This window comes from Janthinobacterium fluminis (genome assembly GCF_028595325.1).
Classification (GTDB): domain Bacteria; phylum Pseudomonadota; class Gammaproteobacteria; order Burkholderiales; family Burkholderiaceae_D; genus Janthinobacterium; species Janthinobacterium fluminis.
On record NZ_JAQQXR010000008.1, the window covers coordinates 185,150 to 201,086 of the forward strand.

Annotated in this window: 15 protein-coding genes; 4 read left to right on the forward strand and 11 right to left on the reverse strand. The window is 66.5% G+C overall.

Going from position 1 to position 15,937, the window contains the following annotated elements; genetic code table 11:
• Positions 1-15 precede the first annotated feature (15 nt).
• Both OIK44_RS19830 and OIK44_RS19835 read right to left on the reverse strand, forming a co-directional pair.
• On the reverse strand, positions 16-429 hold the full coding sequence (locus OIK44_RS19830; protein ID WP_273673251.1) for a hypothetical protein: 414 nt from the start codon (positions 427-429) through the stop codon (positions 16-18).
• A 10-nt stretch (positions 430-439) separates the two neighbouring features.
• A complete protein-coding gene (locus OIK44_RS19835; RefSeq protein WP_273673252.1) occupies positions 440-1,657 on the reverse strand; it encodes a hypothetical protein in 1,218 nt (405 codons plus the stop codon).
• 250 nt (positions 1,658-1,907) lie between these two features.
• Here OIK44_RS19835 and argJ point away from each other — a divergent pair, with 250 nt between their 5' ends.
• Genes argJ through OIK44_RS19850 form a run of 3 tightly spaced genes read left to right on the forward strand, consistent with a single transcriptional unit; the run spans position 1,908 to position 4,421 of the window.
• Positions 1,908-3,146 (forward strand): bifunctional glutamate N-acetyltransferase/amino-acid acetyltransferase ArgJ, encoded by a 1,239-nt coding sequence (gene argJ / locus OIK44_RS19840; protein ID WP_273673253.1) that lies wholly within the window; start codon positions 1,908-1,910, stop codon positions 3,144-3,146.
• Positions 3,143-4,021 carry an ATP-binding protein gene (locus OIK44_RS19845; RefSeq protein WP_273673254.1) on the forward strand — a complete coding sequence of 293 codons (879 nt, stop codon included), beginning with the start codon at positions 3,143-3,145 and terminating at the stop codon, positions 4,019-4,021. The genes argJ and OIK44_RS19845 overlap by 4 nt, the downstream gene beginning before the upstream one ends.
• Entirely contained in the window at positions 4,008-4,421 is a 414-nt protein-coding gene (locus OIK44_RS19850) for an NUDIX domain-containing protein (RefSeq protein WP_273673255.1), read from the forward strand. The genes OIK44_RS19845 and OIK44_RS19850 overlap by 14 nt, the downstream gene beginning before the upstream one ends.
• Here the strand turns inward: OIK44_RS19850 and yacG are convergent.
• From yacG to OIK44_RS19890, 8 genes are all read right to left on the reverse strand, one after another.
• Positions 4,418-4,600, reverse strand: a complete 183-nt coding sequence (gene yacG, locus OIK44_RS19855) for a DNA gyrase inhibitor YacG (RefSeq protein ID WP_273673256.1) — start codon at positions 4,598-4,600, stop codon at positions 4,418-4,420. The genes OIK44_RS19850 and yacG overlap by 4 nt on opposite strands.
• A gap of 14 nt (positions 4,601-4,614) precedes the next feature.
• Entirely contained in the window at positions 4,615-5,370 is a 756-nt protein-coding gene (zapD, locus tag OIK44_RS19860) for a cell division protein ZapD (RefSeq protein WP_273673258.1), read from the reverse strand.
• Positions 5,371-5,434: 64 nt separating this feature from the next.
• Entirely contained in the window at positions 5,435-6,088 is a 654-nt protein-coding gene (coaE, locus tag OIK44_RS19865; RefSeq protein ID WP_273673259.1) for a dephospho-CoA kinase, read from the reverse strand.
• Positions 6,089-6,108: 20 nt separating this feature from the next.
• Entirely contained in the window at positions 6,109-6,978 is an 870-nt protein-coding gene (locus OIK44_RS19870) for a prepilin peptidase (protein ID WP_273673261.1), read from the reverse strand.
• Between the two features lie 196 nt (positions 6,979-7,174).
• A complete protein-coding gene (locus OIK44_RS19875) occupies positions 7,175-7,795 on the reverse strand; it encodes an integrase (protein WP_273673263.1) in 621 nt (206 codons plus the stop codon).
• A gap of 91 nt (positions 7,796-7,886) precedes the next feature.
• Positions 7,887-9,113 (reverse strand): type II secretion system F family protein, encoded by a 1,227-nt coding sequence (locus OIK44_RS19880; RefSeq protein ID WP_273673264.1) that lies wholly within the window; start codon positions 9,111-9,113, stop codon positions 7,887-7,889.
• 10 nt (positions 9,114-9,123) lie between these two features.
• Complete coding sequence (gene pilB, locus OIK44_RS19885) at positions 9,124-10,848, reverse strand: type IV-A pilus assembly ATPase PilB (RefSeq protein WP_273673265.1); 1,725 nt, start codon at positions 10,846-10,848, stop codon at positions 9,124-9,126.
• 198 nt (positions 10,849-11,046) lie between these two features.
• Entirely contained in the window at positions 11,047-12,336 is a 1,290-nt protein-coding gene (locus OIK44_RS19890; RefSeq protein ID WP_273673266.1) for an HlyC/CorC family transporter, read from the reverse strand.
• 319 nt (positions 12,337-12,655) lie between these two features.
• Between OIK44_RS19890 and OIK44_RS19895 the strand changes: the two genes are divergently transcribed.
• A complete protein-coding gene (locus tag OIK44_RS19895; RefSeq protein ID WP_273673268.1) occupies positions 12,656-14,401 on the forward strand; it encodes an alkaline phosphatase D family protein in 1,746 nt (581 codons plus the stop codon).
• Between the two features lie 89 nt (positions 14,402-14,490).
• On the opposite strand, the gene OIK44_RS19900 is transcribed toward OIK44_RS19895, so the two are convergent.
• A complete protein-coding gene (locus OIK44_RS19900) occupies positions 14,491-15,921 on the reverse strand; it encodes a cobyric acid synthase (protein WP_420213872.1) in 1,431 nt (476 codons plus the stop codon).
• Between the last annotated feature and the right edge of the window lie 16 nt (positions 15,922-15,937).

Consider the following 15,937-nt stretch of genomic DNA (forward strand, 5'->3'; position numbering starts at 1 on the left):
GGCTTTCCCTGCCTTCTACTGCAAGATCAGGATGACCCTGACGGTGTCGTCGACGGCAGCCTTGTCGATGTAGCCGATGGCGCCGGCGTCGGCGGCGATGGCTTTTTTGACTTCGGCGGTGCTGCTGTATTCGCGCGGCGGAAAGCCGCGTCCCGTGAAGACGATTTTCGACCAGATCGCGCGCACCTGGTGCTGGTCCTTGCCGACGAGTTTCAAGTAAAAGTCATTGCGCGTGGCCGAGTTGTCGGCCAGGTCGACCGGCGTCAGTTGCGTCGACTTGCCGAGGAAGATTTGCGCCGCCTGCTCCGTCAGCATGTGCGTGACGGTGTTGCGCGGGCTGACGATGACGGCGGTGGCGGCGCAGCACGGCGCCGGCAGCAGCGCGGCCAGCAGCAGCGGCGCCAGGGCCTGGATGTGGGGCAGTCTCATGGCGGCCCCTTCAGAACACGGCGTCGAGGGCGAGGCCGACGACGGTGATGGGGTGGCGCAGGCCGCCGGGCGGACCGAAGATCAGCTCGCCGGACTTGCGGGTGGGCCTGACGCGGTCGACCTGCACCTTGAGCGCGCAGCCCCGGGCGACATTCCAGCGCACGCCGGCCAGGTCGGCGTGCTGCTCGGCCGACGTCAGGAAGCCCATGTCGACGGCGTGCGCCAGCGGCCCGCCGCGGGGAAAGCCGGGCGGCAGCGTCACCGAACGGCCGGCCTGGCGCATGGATGCGTGGGCGTAGTAGGGCAGGAAGGCGCCGAGGCGGTAGCCGGCCATCAGGTAGTAGGCGTCGGTGTCGGGGATGTAGACCGGCTCGGCGGCGCGGCGCCGGCCGTATTCTCCCTGCAGCACCAGATTGCGCCAGTCCAGCGTCATGCCGAGCGAGGTGAAGTCCATGGTCTTGCCGCCCACCAGCGTCAGTTCGCGCCCCAGTTGGGCGAAGCCGGCCCGCTGCAGCCGCGCCGTCATGGCATTCAGCAGGCGGAAGTCGTCGCTGGCGAGTTCGGCGCGCAGGTGGCTCAGGCGCAGCATCAGGGGGCCGTTCTCCAGCGCCAGGTTGAACGCGTACAGCGGCGCGCGGTAGGTGGCGATGGAGCCGCCGCCGCCGGCGACGAACAGCTTGCCGCGGCTGACCCCTGCAAGCAACTGGGCCGTCACCGTGCTGGCGCCGAAAGAGCGCTGCACCGTCAGGTCGGCGCCGTCGACGTTTTCGATGGCCGCCTGGCCGTACATTTCAATGGGCGGGCGCAGCATCGTGTTGGCGTAGCCGACGTTCTGGTAGTCGGAGGTCATGAAGCTGGGGACGACGATGCGGCCGGCGCGCACGCTGACGCCTTCGGCCAGGCGGCCCTTCAGGAAGGCCCAGCTGAGTTCGGTCGTGTAGTGGGGGCTCGTGTACTTGCGGGTGAGTAACTGCACGGTCGCCGACAGGTCGGCGTTGAATGGATAACTGGCCTGCAGGCCGAGATTGCTGTCGGTGCCCGTGCCATATGCCGTGCCGACGCCGCCGGCCTGGTTGTAGCGGACAAATTGCGCGGCGTCGCTATTGCTGCGCGCCACGCCCAGGGTGGCGAAGCCGCTCAGGTTCAGTTTGCCGTCGGCCGGCCCGTCGCCGGCCCAGGCCAGGGCTGGCAGGCAGGCCGCCAGCAGCGCCAGGAATCGTTGTCTCATCGTGCTCTCGTCATCGGATGTCTTTCATTTGCGTAAGTTGTCACTTCGCAATTGATAGTTCCGTAACATAACGCGAATTTCCGTAGCATGGAAGTAAATATTGAAGTTGATGCACATCAAAATGAACTGTGGCTTTTTTGAGTCGTTTTTGGCGCGCCCGGCCCGGCGCTTTTTGGCCGCGGCCCCGTTCGCGCCGCGCCCGGAGGGATTACAATAGCGGCTCCTATTTCCCTACCAGAAGAATTCACATATGGCCGTCAACTCCCCCAAACCCGTCGCCGCAGACTTGAAAGCCGTCGCCGGCATCGACATCGGCGTCGCCGAAGCCGGTATCAAGAAACCGAACCGCAAGGATTTGCTGGTGTTGAAACTGGCGCCGACGGCGACCGTGTCGGGCGTGTTCACGCTGAACCGCTTCTGCGCCGCGCCCGTGCAAGTGTGCAAGACCAACCTGGCGGCCGTGACGGCCGGCGCCGCGCCTATCCGCGCGCTGCTGGTCAACACCGGCAACGCCAACGCCGGCACCGGCGAGTCCGGCCTGGCCGACGCCCAGGCCAGTTGCGCCGCGCTGGCCCAGCTGCTCGGCTGCGCGCCGGGCCAGATCCTGCCGTTTTCGACCGGCGTGATCCTCGAACCGCTGCCGCTGCAGCGCCTGGTGGCCGGCCTGCCGCAAGCCGTATCCGCGCTGACCGCCGACAACTGGTTCGGCGCCGCCGAGGCCATCATGACCACCGACACGCAGCCGAAGGCGGCCTCGCGCACGGTCGTCATCGACGGCCACACGGTGACGCTGACCGGCATCAGCAAGGGCGCCGGCATGATCAAGCCGAACATGGCGACCATGCTGGGCTTCCTCGCCTTCGACGCCAGCGTCGCCCAGCCGGTGCTGGACCAGCTGGTCAAGCAGGCCGCCGACAAGTCGTTCAACTGCATCACCATCGATGGCGACACCTCGACCAACGACTCCTTCATGGTCGTGGCGACCGGCGCCGGCACGCTGCGCGTGGACGCCGTCGACTCGCCGCAGTACGCGGCGCTGGCCGCCGCCGTGACCGAATTGTCGACCTTCCTGGCGCAGGCGATCGTGCGCGACGGCGAGGGCGCCACCAAGTTCATGACGGTCACCGTGGAAGCGGGCCGCAACAGCGAGGAGTGCCGCAAGATCGCCTACTCGATCGCCCATTCGCCGCTGGTCAAAACGGCCTTCTTCGCCTCCGACCCCAACCTGGGCCGCATCCTGGCGGCGATCGGTTACGCCGGCGTGGACGACCTCAACGTCGGCACGCTGAACCTGTACCTGGACGACGTCTGGGTGGCCAAGAACGGCGGCCGCAATCCCGACTACCAGGAGCAGGACGGCCAGCGCGTGATGCAGCAAAGCGAGATCACGATACGCGTCAACCTGGCCCGCGGCGACGCCACGGCCACCTTGTGGACCTGCGACCTGTCGCACGACTACGTCAGCATCAACGCCGACTACCGCTCATGACGCCGCTTGAGCAATTCCTGGTGCGCGCCGAAGCGCTGCTGCAGCGCGTCGAGGCGATGCTGCCGCTGGCGCCGCGCGAGCCGGACTGGAAGCTCGGTTACGCCTACCGCTGGCGCAAGCGCAGCGGCGGCGCCAGCTACCTGCAGGCGGTCGCGCACGCATCGCAGATCGCGCTGTCGGACCTGCACAATATCGCGCCGCAAAAGCTGCAGATCGAGCGCAACACGCGCCAGTTCGTCGACGGCCGTCCGGCCAACAACGTGCTGCTGACGGGCGCGCGCGGCACCGGCAAGTCCTCGCTGATCAAGGCTTGCCTGAACCAGTTCGCCCCGGACGGCCTGCGCCTGATCGAAGTCGACAAGGCCGACCTGGCCGAGCTGCCGGACATCGTCGACCTGGTCGCCGGGCGGCCCGAGCGCTTCATCATCTTTTGCGACGACCTGTCGTTCGAGGAGGGCGAGAGCGGCTATAAGGCCCTGAAAGTGGCGCTGGACGGCAGCATTTCGGCGCAGTCGGACAATGTGCTCATCTACGCGACGTCGAACCGGCGCCACCTGCTGCCGGAGCGCATGTCGGACAACAGCGGCTACCAGCACGGCGAAGACGGCGACCTGCATCCGGGCGAGACGGTGGAGGAGAAGATTTCGCTGTCGGAGCGCTTCGGCCTGTGGCTGTCCTTCTACCCGTTCAAGCAGGACGACTACCTCGACATCGTCGGCCACTGGCTGGCCTCGTTCGGCTGCGGCGCCGCGCAGATCGCCGCGGCCCGCGCCGACGCGTTGCGCTGGGCCTTGCAGCGCGGCTCGCGCTCGGGGCGCGTGGCCTGGCAGTTCGCCAAGGATTACGCCGGAAAGATGCCGCATGAGCCAAGTTAAGGTGACGCCGGTCGACGTCGCCGTCGGCATTCTGATGAAGCCGAACGGCGACGTGCTGCTGGGCCAGCGCCCGGCGGGCAAGCCCTATGACGGTTACTGGGAGTTTCCCGGCGGAAAAGTGGAGGCGGGCGAGGCGATTCTCGACGCGCTGAAGCGCGAATTCGTCGAGGAGCTGGGTTTGCACATCGTCAGCGCCGAGCCGTGGTGCGGCGTGGAATACGTTTATCCGCACGCGCACGTGCGCCTGCATTTCTACATCAGCCGCGAATGGCATGGCGAGCCGCAAAGCCTGGAGGGCCAGGCATTTGCGTGGCAGGGCGAGGTCGGCGTCGAGCCGCTGCTGCCGGCCACCATTCCGCTACTGGAATGGCTGGACGTGGTGCGGCGCGAAGCCTGTTAGGCGGCGCTGTCGTCGTCGAGCGCGTCGTCGATCGGGTTCGCGGCGGGGATGGTGTATTTTTCCTCGGCCCAGGCGCCCAGGTCGATCTGTTTGCAGCGCTCCGAGCAAAATGGGCGGAATTTGTTTTTTTCGGTCCACTCGACTTTGGCGGAGCAGGTAGGGCAATTTACGACGGTCATGGCATGCGATACAGTTAAAAATTACAGAGCGTGAGCTCGAAGGGAACGTCGTCTTCCAGCGGCTTGGGCTTCAGGTCGCCGCCCTGGCTGGTGAAACGCACCCACAACATGTACTTATTGGCGGAAATCTCCGGGATCGCGCCCTGGGCCTGGTCCAGCGTCAGGCGCAGCATCTGGTAGACCTTGCCCTGCAACATTTGCTGGTAGCTGCCGGCGCTGGCGATCATCTTGACGGGGCCGCCGGAGTCGCGCAGCAGGCGCAGTACCAGCGCCAGCGCGTCGAACAGCGGCGCCAGCGGCGCGAACCAGGCGGAGATGTCGGCGTAACGCTGCTGCGCGCTGCGTTTTTGCCAGGCGAAATACGAGGGCAGGTCGAATTCGCAGGCGCCGCCGGGGATGATGGTGCGGCCGCGTATGCTCATCAGCCATTCATTGTCGCGGATGTTTTGCCCGGTCTTGCCCTGCGCCGCCACGAGGGCGCCGCTGACCGTGTCCAGCTCGGCCAATATCGCGTCGAGCATCTCGGCGGCGACGTTGGGGTTGGAGCGGTAGCCCAGCAGGCTTTGGCGCTGGCGTTCCAGCTCTTGCAGCAGGTCCGATTTCAGGTCGGCGCGTCCGGCCACTTCGAGCATGTCGAAAATGGTGGCCAGGGCGACGTGGTGTTGCATTGGATGTTCTTGTTGGACAAAGAACTTGAATTTGTCGTACAGGTCTTCCAGCCGCAACAAAGTCCGTATGCGCTCGTTGAAAGGGTATTCGTAGACAATCAAAATAACATCCCTTTAAATATGGACCGGCAAAGAATCCCGTGATTCTGAACCAAGCGTCGGCAAATTACAAACGTTGCGATGGTATTGTTGCCATTCTTTTGGAAAATGCCAAGTAAATACTGTGTAATCGCTCCACTTGCGGCGCCAGAGCGGCAATGTCGCCGTCGTTGACGATGACGTCGTCGGCCGCCGCCAGGCGCGCCTGGCGGCTCGCCTGTGTCGCCATGATGGCCTTCACCTGGGCTTCTGGCAAGCCGTTGCGCGCCATGACGCGGGAGACTTGCAGGCTTTCCGGGCAGTCGATGGCCAGCACGCGGTCGACCCGTTCGCGCCAGCCGCCCGACTCGACCAGCAGGGGCACGGCGAAGATGACATAACTGCCGCCGGCGGCCGCCGCCGCGGCCAGCGTGGCGGCGCGGATGCGCGGATGCAGTATCGCTTCGAGGCGGCGCTTGGCGTCGGCGTCGTCGAACACCAGCGCGCGCATCCTGGCGCGGTCGAGGGCGCCGTCGACGCCGGCAAAGGCGCCGCCGAATTCGGCCAGCAGGGCCGGCATCGCGGCGCCGCCGGCGGCCGTCAGGCTGTGGGCGATCAGATCGGTGTCGACGATGCTGGCGCCGCGCGCGGCGAACAGCTCGGCCACGGTGCTTTTGCCGCAACCGATGCCGCCGGTCAGGCCGACGCTGAAATAGGGGGCGTGCGCTGCTGCTTGTTCCATGGGCTTCCTGGTGCGGCCGCTCAGCCCAGCAGGGCGAGCGTGAAATGCGAAATCGGCGTGCCGTACAGCAGCGCGATCAGACCCGCCGCCGCCAGGTAGGGGCCGAAGGGGATGGGTTTGTCGCGCCCGCGTTTGGCCAGGACGATCAGGCCGATGCCGACCAGCGCGCCGACCACCGAGGACAGCAGGATAATCGTCGGCAGCATCGCCCAGCCCAGCCACGCGCCCAGGGCCGCGAGCAATTTGAAGTCACCATACCCCATTCCCTCCTTGCCTGTCGCCAGCTTGAAGCCCCAGTAGACGGCCCACAGCGCCAGATAGCCGGCGGCGGCGCCGATGACGGCATCGTGCAGCGGCACGAAGGTGCCGTTCAGGTTCATCAGCAGGCCGGCCCACAGCAGCGGATAGCTCAGGTCGTCGGGCAGCAACTGGGTGTCGGCGTCGATGAAGGTCATGGCCACCAGCGAGTAGGCGAAATACAGGGTGGCCAGGCCGGCCCAGCCGCTGCCGAAATGCCAGACCAGCACGAAGGACAGGACGGCGCTGAGCAGCTCGATGGCCGGGTAGCGCGCCGAGATCGGCGCCTTGCAGGCGCCGCACTTGCCGCGCAGGGCCAGATAGCTGAGGACGGGGATGTTTTCCAGCGCCGTGATGCGGTGGCCGCAGTGCGGGCAGCACGAGCGCGGCGTCATCAGGTTGAAGCGGTCCGTGTGGGGCAGCGCCTTGCCGCTTTCCTCGGCCACGTAATTGTCCGATTCGCGCTGCATCATCTTCGGCACCCGGTAGATGACGACGTTCAGGAAGCTGCCGAACAGCAGGCCGAACAGCGCGGCCGCCAGGCTCACCACCAGGTTCGCGGGGGCGGCAAACAACAATGTATCTTGGGGCATCTTCTTTTTCCGCTGCGGTTGGTGGATCGTTGGTCGGGCGGCTGCGCACCCCGCCTATTAGAACATCGGAGCGGCGCCGGCGTCGAGGTGCTAAGCGGCATTTCGCGAAAAAAGCTTGCGCCGCGCCGGGCGGTCCGCCTGTGGCGCCGCAATCGGATGGCGGCGCGGATCGTGCGGACGGAAATGCCCGCTTCAGTCACGCCGGGCCATGCCAGCCGAGTTGGGCCAGCAGGATGGCGATGACGTGGTCGGCGTCGTGCTTGTTGCGGGTTTGCGCGGGGCTGTTGCCGCCGAGGGCGTCGTTGGCGTCGCTCATCAGCGCGTAAATGGTCCACGGCTCCACGTCGGGGGCGCTGTCCAGCAAGGCCAGGACAATGCGCCGCACGCTCGGGTCGAGCTGGAAATCGGGAAGCCGCAAGCCCCGTCCGCCCACGCTGAGCGCCAGATAGCGCCGCGCCTTGATGTCCTGATAGATTTGCGCCCGCGATTTGCCGGCCAGGGTGGCGAAATGGGCGACGCTGAGGTTGCCGGGCGCGGCAAACTGTTTCAGCATCAGGGTCCGGCCGCGCTGGATGTCGCCCTGGTCCATCTGCCACGGCGTGGCGCGCGACAGGGCGGCCGCCTTGGTTTGCAGCGTGGCAAGCACCTCGCCGCCGCCGGCCGGCGTTTGCGCCATGCCATGGCGTTCGCCGTGCCGTCGTATAAACTCGGCCAGGACGTCGCGGAAACCGTCCAGATCGTCGATGGTCGCGACCGCCTCGAAGCGCCGCAGGTCGGCGCGCGTGATGCCGCTTGTTTCCTCGTCCAGTTTCATCATGATCGGCCCCTCCGGCGATGACAGCGGATATGGATAGTCTAGCGGCGCCCCTTGCTTTGTCAAGTTTGTAAAGTATATCCAGTTTGTTGCGTCACACCACCGAGCCGAGCTTGAAGATGGGCAGGTACATGGCGATCACCAGGCCGCCGATGAGCACGCCCAGGATCACCATGATCATCGGCTCCATCAGCGAGGACAGGGCGGAGACGGCCTCGTCGACCTCCTCCTCGTAGAAGTCGGCCACCTTGCCCAGCATCGCGTCGAGCGAGCCGGACTCCTCGCCGATGGACACCATCTGCGTGACCAGGTTGGGGAAGACGTCGGCGTTCTGCATCGCCACCGTCAGGCTGGTGCCGGTGCTGACCTCGTTCTGGATGCGCCGCGTGGCGTCCAGGTAGACGGCGTTGCCGGCCGCGCCGCCGACCGAGTCCAGCGATTCGACCAGGGGCACGCCGGCGGCGAACATGGTGGCCAGCGTGCGCGTCCAGCGGGCGATCGTCGCCTTGCGGATGACGTCGCCGAACACGGGCGCCTTGAGCAGGGCCACGTCCATGAAGCGCTGCATCTTCAGCGAGCGCCGCCACGACTGGAAAAAGAAGTAGATGGTGGCGAACAGGCCGCCGAAGATCAGATACCACCACTGCACGAAAAACTCCGACATCGCCATCACGAACAGCGTCGGCGCCGGCAGCGCCGCGCCGAAGCTGCGGAACACCTCCTTGAAGGCCGGCACCACCCAGATCATGATGACGGCCGTGACGATGAAGGCGATCGCCAGGATGGACACGGGATACATCAGCGCCGACTTGATCTTGGCCTTGATGGCCAGCGTCTTTTCCTTGTAGACGGCGAGCCGCGTCAGCAGGTCCTCCAGGATGCCGGCCTGTTCGCCGGCGCCGACCAGGTTGCAGAACAGCGGGTCGAAGTACAGCGGGTACTTGCGGAAAGCCTGGTTCAGGCTGGTGCCCGTCTCTATGTCGGCGCGCAAGTCCATCACCAGCTTCGACACGGAGGGATTCGCATGTCCCTTGCCGACGATGTCGAAGGACTGCAGCAGCGGCACGCCAGCCTTCATCATCGTCGCCAGCTGGCGCGTGAACAGGGAAATGTCCTTGTCGGTGATCTTCTTGCCGCTGCGGTAGGCTTTCTTCTTGACCTTGGTCACCATGATGCCCTGGCGCCGCAACGTCACGTTGACGATGGCCTCGCCGCCGGCGCGCAATTCGCCGCGCACCGTCTTGCCCGACTTGTCCTTGCCCTCCCAGGCGAAGATCGATTCCTTCACCTGGGTCCCGCCGGCGCCGCTAGATGTGGCCATGATGCGTGTCCTATTCGTTGGTACAACCTAACACTTCTTCCAGGCTGGTCAGCCCCTGGCGCACCTTGACCAGGCCGGAGCGGCGCAGCGACTTGACGCCCTCGGCCTCGGACTGGCGGGCGATTTCCAGCGAATTGCCGTGCGCCAGGATGATTTTCTCGATCGCCTCGGTGATCGGCATGATCTGGTAAATCCCCACCCGGCCCTTGTAGCCGCCGCCGTTGCAGCGTTCGCAGCCGACCGGGCCGTAAGGCTGCCAGCTGCCGTCGAGCTCCTCGGCCAGGAAGCCGGCCTTGAGCAGGATGGCGTCGAGGATGGCGACCGGCTGCTTGCAGGTGCACAGGCGGCGCGTCAGGCGCTGCGCCGTGATCAGGATCACCGACGAGGCGATGTTGAACGGCGCCACGCCCATATTCATCAGCCGTGTCAGCGTCGACGGCGCGTCGTTCGTGTGCAGCGTCGAAAACACCATATGGCCCGTCTGCGCCGCCTTGATCGCGATGTCGGCCGTCTCCAGGTCGCGGATCTCGCCGACCATGATCACGTCCGGGTCCTGGCGCAGGAAGGACTTCAGGGCCACGGGGAAGGTCAGGCCGGCGCGGTCGTTGACGTTGACCTGGTTGACGCCGGGCAGGTTGATCTCGGCCGGGTCCTCGGCCGTCGAAATATTGATGCCGGGCTTGTTGATGACGTTCAGGCAGGTGTACAGCGACACCGTCTTGCCCGAGCCGGTGGGCCCCGTCACCAGCACCATGCCGTAGGGGCGTTCGATGGCGTTGAGCAGCAACTCCTTCTGCTCCGGGTCGTAGCCGAGCGCGTCGATGCCCATCTGCGCCTGGCTGGCGTCGAGGATGCGCATCACGGTTTTTTCGCCGAACAGCGTGGGCAGGGTGCTGACGCGGAAGTCGATGGTCTTCGTCGGCGACAGGATCAGGCGCATGCGGCCGTCCTGCGGCACGCGCTTTTCGGAAATGTCCAGGCGCGCCAGCACCTTGATGCGCGACACCAGCTTTTCCTTGATCGACACGGGCGGCTGGGCGTGCTCGCGCAGCACGCCGTCGACGCGCAGGCGGATCCGATAGAATTTTTCGAAGGGCTCGAAATGGATGTCGGAGGCGCCCATGTTGACGGCGTCCATCAGGATCTTGTTGAGGAATTTGACGATGGGCGCGTCTTCGATCTCGTTCGCGCCCGGCTCAGGCGCGGCGCTGCTTTCCTCCTCGGCGAACTGGATTTCCTGTTCGTCGCCTATCATGTCGCTGATGCTTTGCTCGGCGCTCTTGTTCAGGCTGGCGAGAAGTTGCAGCAAGGCATCGTGCTGGACGATCACGGGCTCGACCGAGGACTCGGTCTGGAACTTGATCTGGTCCAGGGCCTGGGTGTTGGTCGGGTCGGACAGGGCGACCGACATCTTGTTGCCGCGGCGCGCCAGGGCGACCACGCGCTGACTCTGCATCAGCTTGCCGTCTATGCTTTTCGGCGGCAGCATCTCCAGGTCGACGCTGTGTAAATCCAGCAAGGGATAGCCGAAGGTTTCGGCGCAGAACAGGGCCAGCCCCGGCGCGTCGATGGCGCCGCTGGCCAGCAGGGCGTCGATGAAGGGCAGCTTCTCGGCGCCGGCTTTCTTGTGCAGCGCCTCGGCCTGGGGCGCGCTCAGGCGTCCCGCTTGCAGCAGCGCCCGCGCCAGGCCCGACATGGACGTCGCTGCGGTCGAGTTGGGAAGAGCTGCTGCCATGGGAGCGCTGTCATGAAAACGACGTTTCGAAAAGGCGCGCCGGTGCAGAACACGCGGCGACCGCAGATGCTCCCGATCATGCCTCCGGGTATCATGTTTGTAAAGGGTTTGTCGCGCCCGGGACGCGGTGAAACAACGCAATTGCCTAAGCGGCAAAGCTGGCGTTTGATCAAGTGCAAGGGCCGCCCGGCCCATCCCTCAGGCGGCCGGGGCGGGCGCCGGGCGGCGCAGCTTGACCACCTTGATGGCCTGGTTCTGGGTCTGGATGACCTCGATCACGCAGCCGCCCACCTTGATGCTGATGGGGGCCTCGGGTATGTCCTGCAGCAATTCGAGCAGCATGCCGTTGACGGTTTTCGGCCCGTCCAGCGGGAAGCCCAGGCCCAGGCGCTTGTTGATGTCGCGCAAGGCCGTGGCGCCTTCGAGCAGGCACTCGCCGTGTTCGTCCCAGCCGAAGGAGTCGGCGCGGGCGGCGCCCGGCGTCGACGTCGTGAACTCGCCGATCATTTCCTCGATGATATCGTCGAGCGTGACCAGGCCCTGCACCTCGCCGTACTCGTCGACGATGATGCCGAGACGCTCGCGGTTTTCCTGGAAATACTGCAACTGCGTGAACACGCCCGTGTCCTGGGGGATGAAATAGGGCTCGCTGAGCAGGGCGCGGAAATGCGCGGCCGTCAACGCGTCCTCGTGGCTGAGCAGGGCCATCGCCTTGCGCACGTGCAAAATGCCGACGATGCGGTTGATCTCGCCCTCGTACACGGGCAGCTTGTTGTGGTAGCAGGTGGTGAGCTGGCGGCGGATGTCGGCGACGTCGGCGGCCAGGTTCAGGGCCTCGATCTGCGAGCGCGGCGTCATGATGTCCTCGACCGAGATGGTTTCCAGGTCGAACAGATTGAGCAGGATGCTCTTGTGCTTTTGCGGGATGAAATTGCCGCCCTCCAGCACCATCGCATGCAACTCCTCGGGCGACAGGCGGGCGTCGTGGCGGTTGCCGCCGCGCTCGACGCGGAACAGCTTGAGCAGCAGCGTGACGAAGAGATTGACGAACCAGATCACCGGCCTGGCGGCCGCCATCAGCGGCTTCAGCACGACGCTGGCGGCCAGCGAAATCTTTTCCGGATAGGCGGCGCCGATGAGCTTCGGCGCAATCTCGGCGCAGACGATCAGCAGGAAGGCGATGGCGCCGGTCGAGGCGACGACGACGTTCTCGCCGAGGCCGAAGGTGGCGATGGCGATCGCCGTGACGAGGGCGGCGGCCATCGCATTGATCAGCGTATTAGCGATGAGCACCAGCGAGAGCAATTTATCGGTGCGTTCGAGCAGCCACAGCGTGGTGGTGGCGCGCCGGCTGCCGCGCTGTGACAAATGGCGCAGGCGGTGACGGTTAGCGGCCATCAGGGCCGTCTCGGCCATGGCGAAGAACGCCGAACATAAAATCAGCAGTGCGAGCGCCAGCAATTGCGCCCAAAACGGCACGGTATCCAAGGGGTCACCGTCAAGAAAACTACGTGGGGAAACTGGTGGGCGCTGCAAACGGCGCCGGTCCAGAGGGGCTTGGTCGCGCGGCGCGCGGCCCAAGAGCTAGGGATTCTAAGGCAAGCGCCCCGTCCGTGCAAGCTGCCGCCCTGCGGCAAGATTGGGGTCAGGTCTAGACATGGCGGTTTTTCGCCATGCCCTGAGCCGGCTTCGCGGCCCGGGTGGCGCCGCCCGCCCTTTCTGTCGCATTTTTGGCGCAGGTCATATTGCCGTCATCAAGGCAGGGTAAGTTGCAGCCATCGGCATGGCGAAGGAAGGCGGCGGGCGTATGAAAACGTTTTTTCCGGGGCTGGTAAATGATGGCGGCGCGCCGCCGCGGCGCCGTTTCATGCGGCAATTGTGCTCGACGGCCCTGCTGGGGGCGACGGGCCTGGGCGCGACCGCCTGCAGCAGCACCGGCGCCGGCATGGCGGACGGGCACGACGTCAATTTCCTGCACGGCGTGGCCAGCGGCGATCCGCTGGCCGACCGCGTCGTGCTGTGGACCCGCGTGACGCCGCGCAACGCCCAGGAGACGCGCGACGTCGCCGTGCAGTGGCAACTGGCGGGCGACCCGGAGATGCGCCAGCTGCTCGCCAGCGGCAGCGTCGCCACCGGCCCGGAGCAGGACTACACGGTGAAAGTGGACGCCGGCGGCCTGCTGCCCGGCCAGGTGTATTTCTACCGTTTCAGCACGGCGGGGGCGAAGTCGCCGCTGGGCCGCACCCGAACGCTGCCGAAGGCGGACGTGCGCCAGGTCAGGCTGGCGGTGTTCTCGTGCGCGAATTATCCGGCCGGCTATTTCAATGTGTACGCCGATGCCGCCCGCCAGCACGATCTCGACGCGGCCCTGCACATCGGCGACTACATCTACGAGTACGAGAGCACCGGCTACGCCTGCGCCGACGCCGTCGCGCTGGGGCGGGTGTCGGAACCGCGCGAGCAACTGATGGCGCTGGGCGACTACCGCCGCCGCTACGCCCAATACCGCTCCGATCCTGACTTGCAGGCGCTGCACGCCAGCCTGCCCTTCATCACCGTCTGGGACGACCACGAGATCGCCGACGACACCTGGCGCGACGGCGCGGCCGAGCACAAGGGCAGCCGCTCCGGCCCGTTTTCGCTGCGCAAGGCCGCGGCCATCCGCGCCTACCACGAGTGGCTGCCGATCCGCGCGCCCGAGCCGGCGCGGCCCGAGCGCATCTACCGCTCCTTCGACTTTGGCCGGCTGCTGTCGCTGCACATGCTCGACACCCGCGTCATCGGCCGCGATCAGCAACTGATGGTGGCCTCGTATTTCGACGCCGGCGACAGCTTCGACGCCGACAAGTACCGCCACGACGTGGCGTCGCCGCGGCGCCAGATGATGGGACGCGAGCAGCTCGACTGGCTGGAGCGGCAGGTGGCCGGCTCGCGCGCGCGCTGGCAGGTGCTGGGGCAGCAGGTCTTGATGGCGCGCATGGAGTATCCGGCGCCGGTCGTCATGGGGAAGATCAGCCGTGCCGACTATGTGGCGCTGAAGGCGCGCGCGCGTAGCGACCCGGCCAGCATCAGCGCCAGCGAGCGGGCCTGCCTGGCGGCGCCGACGCTGCCGTGCTACCTCGACTCCTGGGACGGCTACCAGAACGACCGCGAGCAGCTGTTCGGCATCATGCAGCGCCAGCGCAAGAATCTGGTGGTGCTGGCCGGCGACACCCACAACGCCTGGGCCAGCGACCTGCGCGACGGCGGCGGCCGCCAGGTCGGCGTCGAATTCGCCACCGCGTCGGTATCCTCGCCCGGCCTGGAATGCAGCTACCCGGAGCGCCATCCGGACGACGTGGCGCGCATGATGGAGCAGTTGATCGAGCCCCTGTACTATGCGCAGACCAGCAAGCGCGGCTACATGATCGTCACGGCGAGCGGTGACGAGGTGCGCTGCGACTGGCGCTTCGTCGACACGGTGCACAGCCGCCAGTTCAGCGCCGCCACCGAGCGCAGCCTGCGCACGCTGGCCGGCGCCGGCAACCGCAAGATCGTCGAGTGCCAGTCCTGAGTCGCAGATTCGCCCTATTCATGAAACTCAGGACGCCAGGCAAACGGAGGCACGGCTGCCGCCGGCGGCAAGCGCGGTTCCGCCCTTGACTATGCCGCCGGCGGGCGCAGGCGCAGCAGCGCGTCCAGCAGCGGCTGGGCGGCGTCGGCGATGCGGTTCAGGCTGTCCTCGCGCAGTTGCGCGGTGTCGATGCGCACCTCGGAAGCCAGCCCCGCCCATTGCAGCAGCGCGGCGCAGGCCGGCGGCGTGTCGAACAGCCCATGCAGATAGGTGCCGAGAATCTGCCCGTCGGCCGAGCGCGCGCCCTCCGCCCGGCCGTCGATGCGGAACGCCGGCAGCGCCAGCGCGGCGCCGCTCGACGTCCCCATATGGATTTCATAGCCGCTGACGGTGGCGTCGGCGAAAGTGCAAGTCCCGCTGACCTGCAGCAAACGCTTTGCCATGGTCAGCTCGGTGCGCATGTCGAGCAGGCCGAGGGCCGGCGAGTCGCCCGCCGCGCCCTCTACGCCGTGCGGGTCGGCGACGCTGTTCCCCAGCATCTGGAAGCCGCCGCAGATGCCGATGACCTTGCCGCCGTAGCGCAAATGCTTCGACAGCTGTTCGCGCCAGCCCTGGGCCAGCAGCCATTGCAGGTCGCCGCGCGTGTTTTTACTGCCGGGCAGTATCACCAGATCGGCCGGCGGAATCGCCTCGCCCTGGCCGATGAAGCGCAGGTCGACGTCGGGGTGCGCGCGCAGCGCGTCGAAGTCGGTGTGGTTGCTCATGCGCGGCAGTTTCGGCACCACGACGCGGAAGGCGCCGCGCGCCGCCTGCGTCGACTCGACCGCGTCCTCGGCGTCGAGAAACAGCCCCTGCAGATACGGCAGCACCGCCAGCACCGGCTTGCCGGTTTGCCGCTCCAGCCATTCCAGGCCGGAGTCGAGCAGCGAGAGGTCGCCGCGGAAGCGGTTAATGACGAAGCCGGCGATGCGCGCGCGCTCGCTGTCGGACAGGCAGGCCAGTGTGCCGACGATGTGGGCGAAGACGCCGCCGCGGTCGATGTCGGCCACCAGGATCACCGGGCAGTCGACGGCCTCGGCAAAGCCCATGTTGGCGATGTCGCGCTCGCGCAGATTGATTTCGGCCGGGCTGCCGGCGCCCTCGACGATGATGGCCGCGTATTGCCGGCCCAGGCGCCGGTACGATTCCAGCACGGCCTGCATGGCCACGCTCTTGTACTGCTGGTAGTCGCGGGCGTTCATCTCGGCGCGCACCTTGCCGTGGATGATGACTTGCGCGCCCGTGTTGGAGGAGGGCTTCAGCAGCACCGGGTTCATGTCGGTGTGCGGCGCCAGGCCGGCGGCGATGGCTTGCAGCGCCTGGGCGCGGCCGATTTCGCCGCCGTCGGCGGTGACGGCGCTGTTGAGCGCCATGTTCTGCGGCTTGAACGGCGCCACCGCCACGCCCTGGCGTTGCAGCAGGCGGCACAGGGCGGCCACCACCGTCGTCTTGCCGGCGTCGGAGGTGGTGCCCTGCACCATCAGCGTGGAATAGGGG

Excerpts from the sequence above, each read along its gene's own strand:
- yacG (WP_273673256.1), bottom strand. The coding sequence starts at position 4,600 with ATGACCGTCGTAAATTGCCCTACCTGCTCCGCCAAAGTCGAGTGGACC.
- coaE (WP_273673259.1), bottom strand. The coding sequence starts at position 6,088 with ATGGAACAAGCAGCAGCGCACGCCCCCTATTTCAGCGTCGGCCTGACC.
- OIK44_RS19845 (WP_273673254.1), top strand. The coding sequence starts at position 3,143 with ATGACGCCGCTTGAGCAATTCCTGGTGCGCGCCGAAGCGCTGCTGCAG.
- pilB (WP_273673265.1), bottom strand. The coding sequence starts at position 10,848 with ATGGCAGCAGCTCTTCCCAACTCGACCGCAGCGACGTCCATGTCGGGC.
- OIK44_RS19880 (WP_273673264.1), bottom strand. The coding sequence starts at position 9,113 with ATGGCCACATCTAGCGGCGCCGGCGGGACCCAGGTGAAGGAATCGATC.
- argJ (WP_273673253.1), top strand. The coding sequence starts at position 1,908 with ATGGCCGTCAACTCCCCCAAACCCGTCGCCGCAGACTTGAAAGCCGTC.
- OIK44_RS19830 (WP_273673251.1), bottom strand. The coding sequence starts at position 429 with ATGAGACTGCCCCACATCCAGGCCCTGGCGCCGCTGCTGCTGGCCGCG.
- OIK44_RS19900 (WP_420213872.1), bottom strand. The coding sequence starts at position 15,921 with ATGGTGCAGGGCACCACCTCCGACGCCGGCAAGACGACGGTGGTGGCC.
- OIK44_RS19895 (WP_273673268.1), top strand. The coding sequence starts at position 12,656 with ATGAAAACGTTTTTTCCGGGGCTGGTAAATGATGGCGGCGCGCCGCCG.
- OIK44_RS19850 (WP_273673255.1), top strand. The coding sequence starts at position 4,008 with ATGAGCCAAGTTAAGGTGACGCCGGTCGACGTCGCCGTCGGCATTCTG.
- OIK44_RS19875 (WP_273673263.1), bottom strand. The coding sequence starts at position 7,795 with ATGATGAAACTGGACGAGGAAACAAGCGGCATCACGCGCGCCGACCTG.
- OIK44_RS19870 (WP_273673261.1), bottom strand. The coding sequence starts at position 6,978 with ATGCCCCAAGATACATTGTTGTTTGCCGCCCCCGCGAACCTGGTGGTG.
- OIK44_RS19835 (WP_273673252.1), bottom strand. The coding sequence starts at position 1,657 with ATGAGACAACGATTCCTGGCGCTGCTGGCGGCCTGCCTGCCAGCCCTG.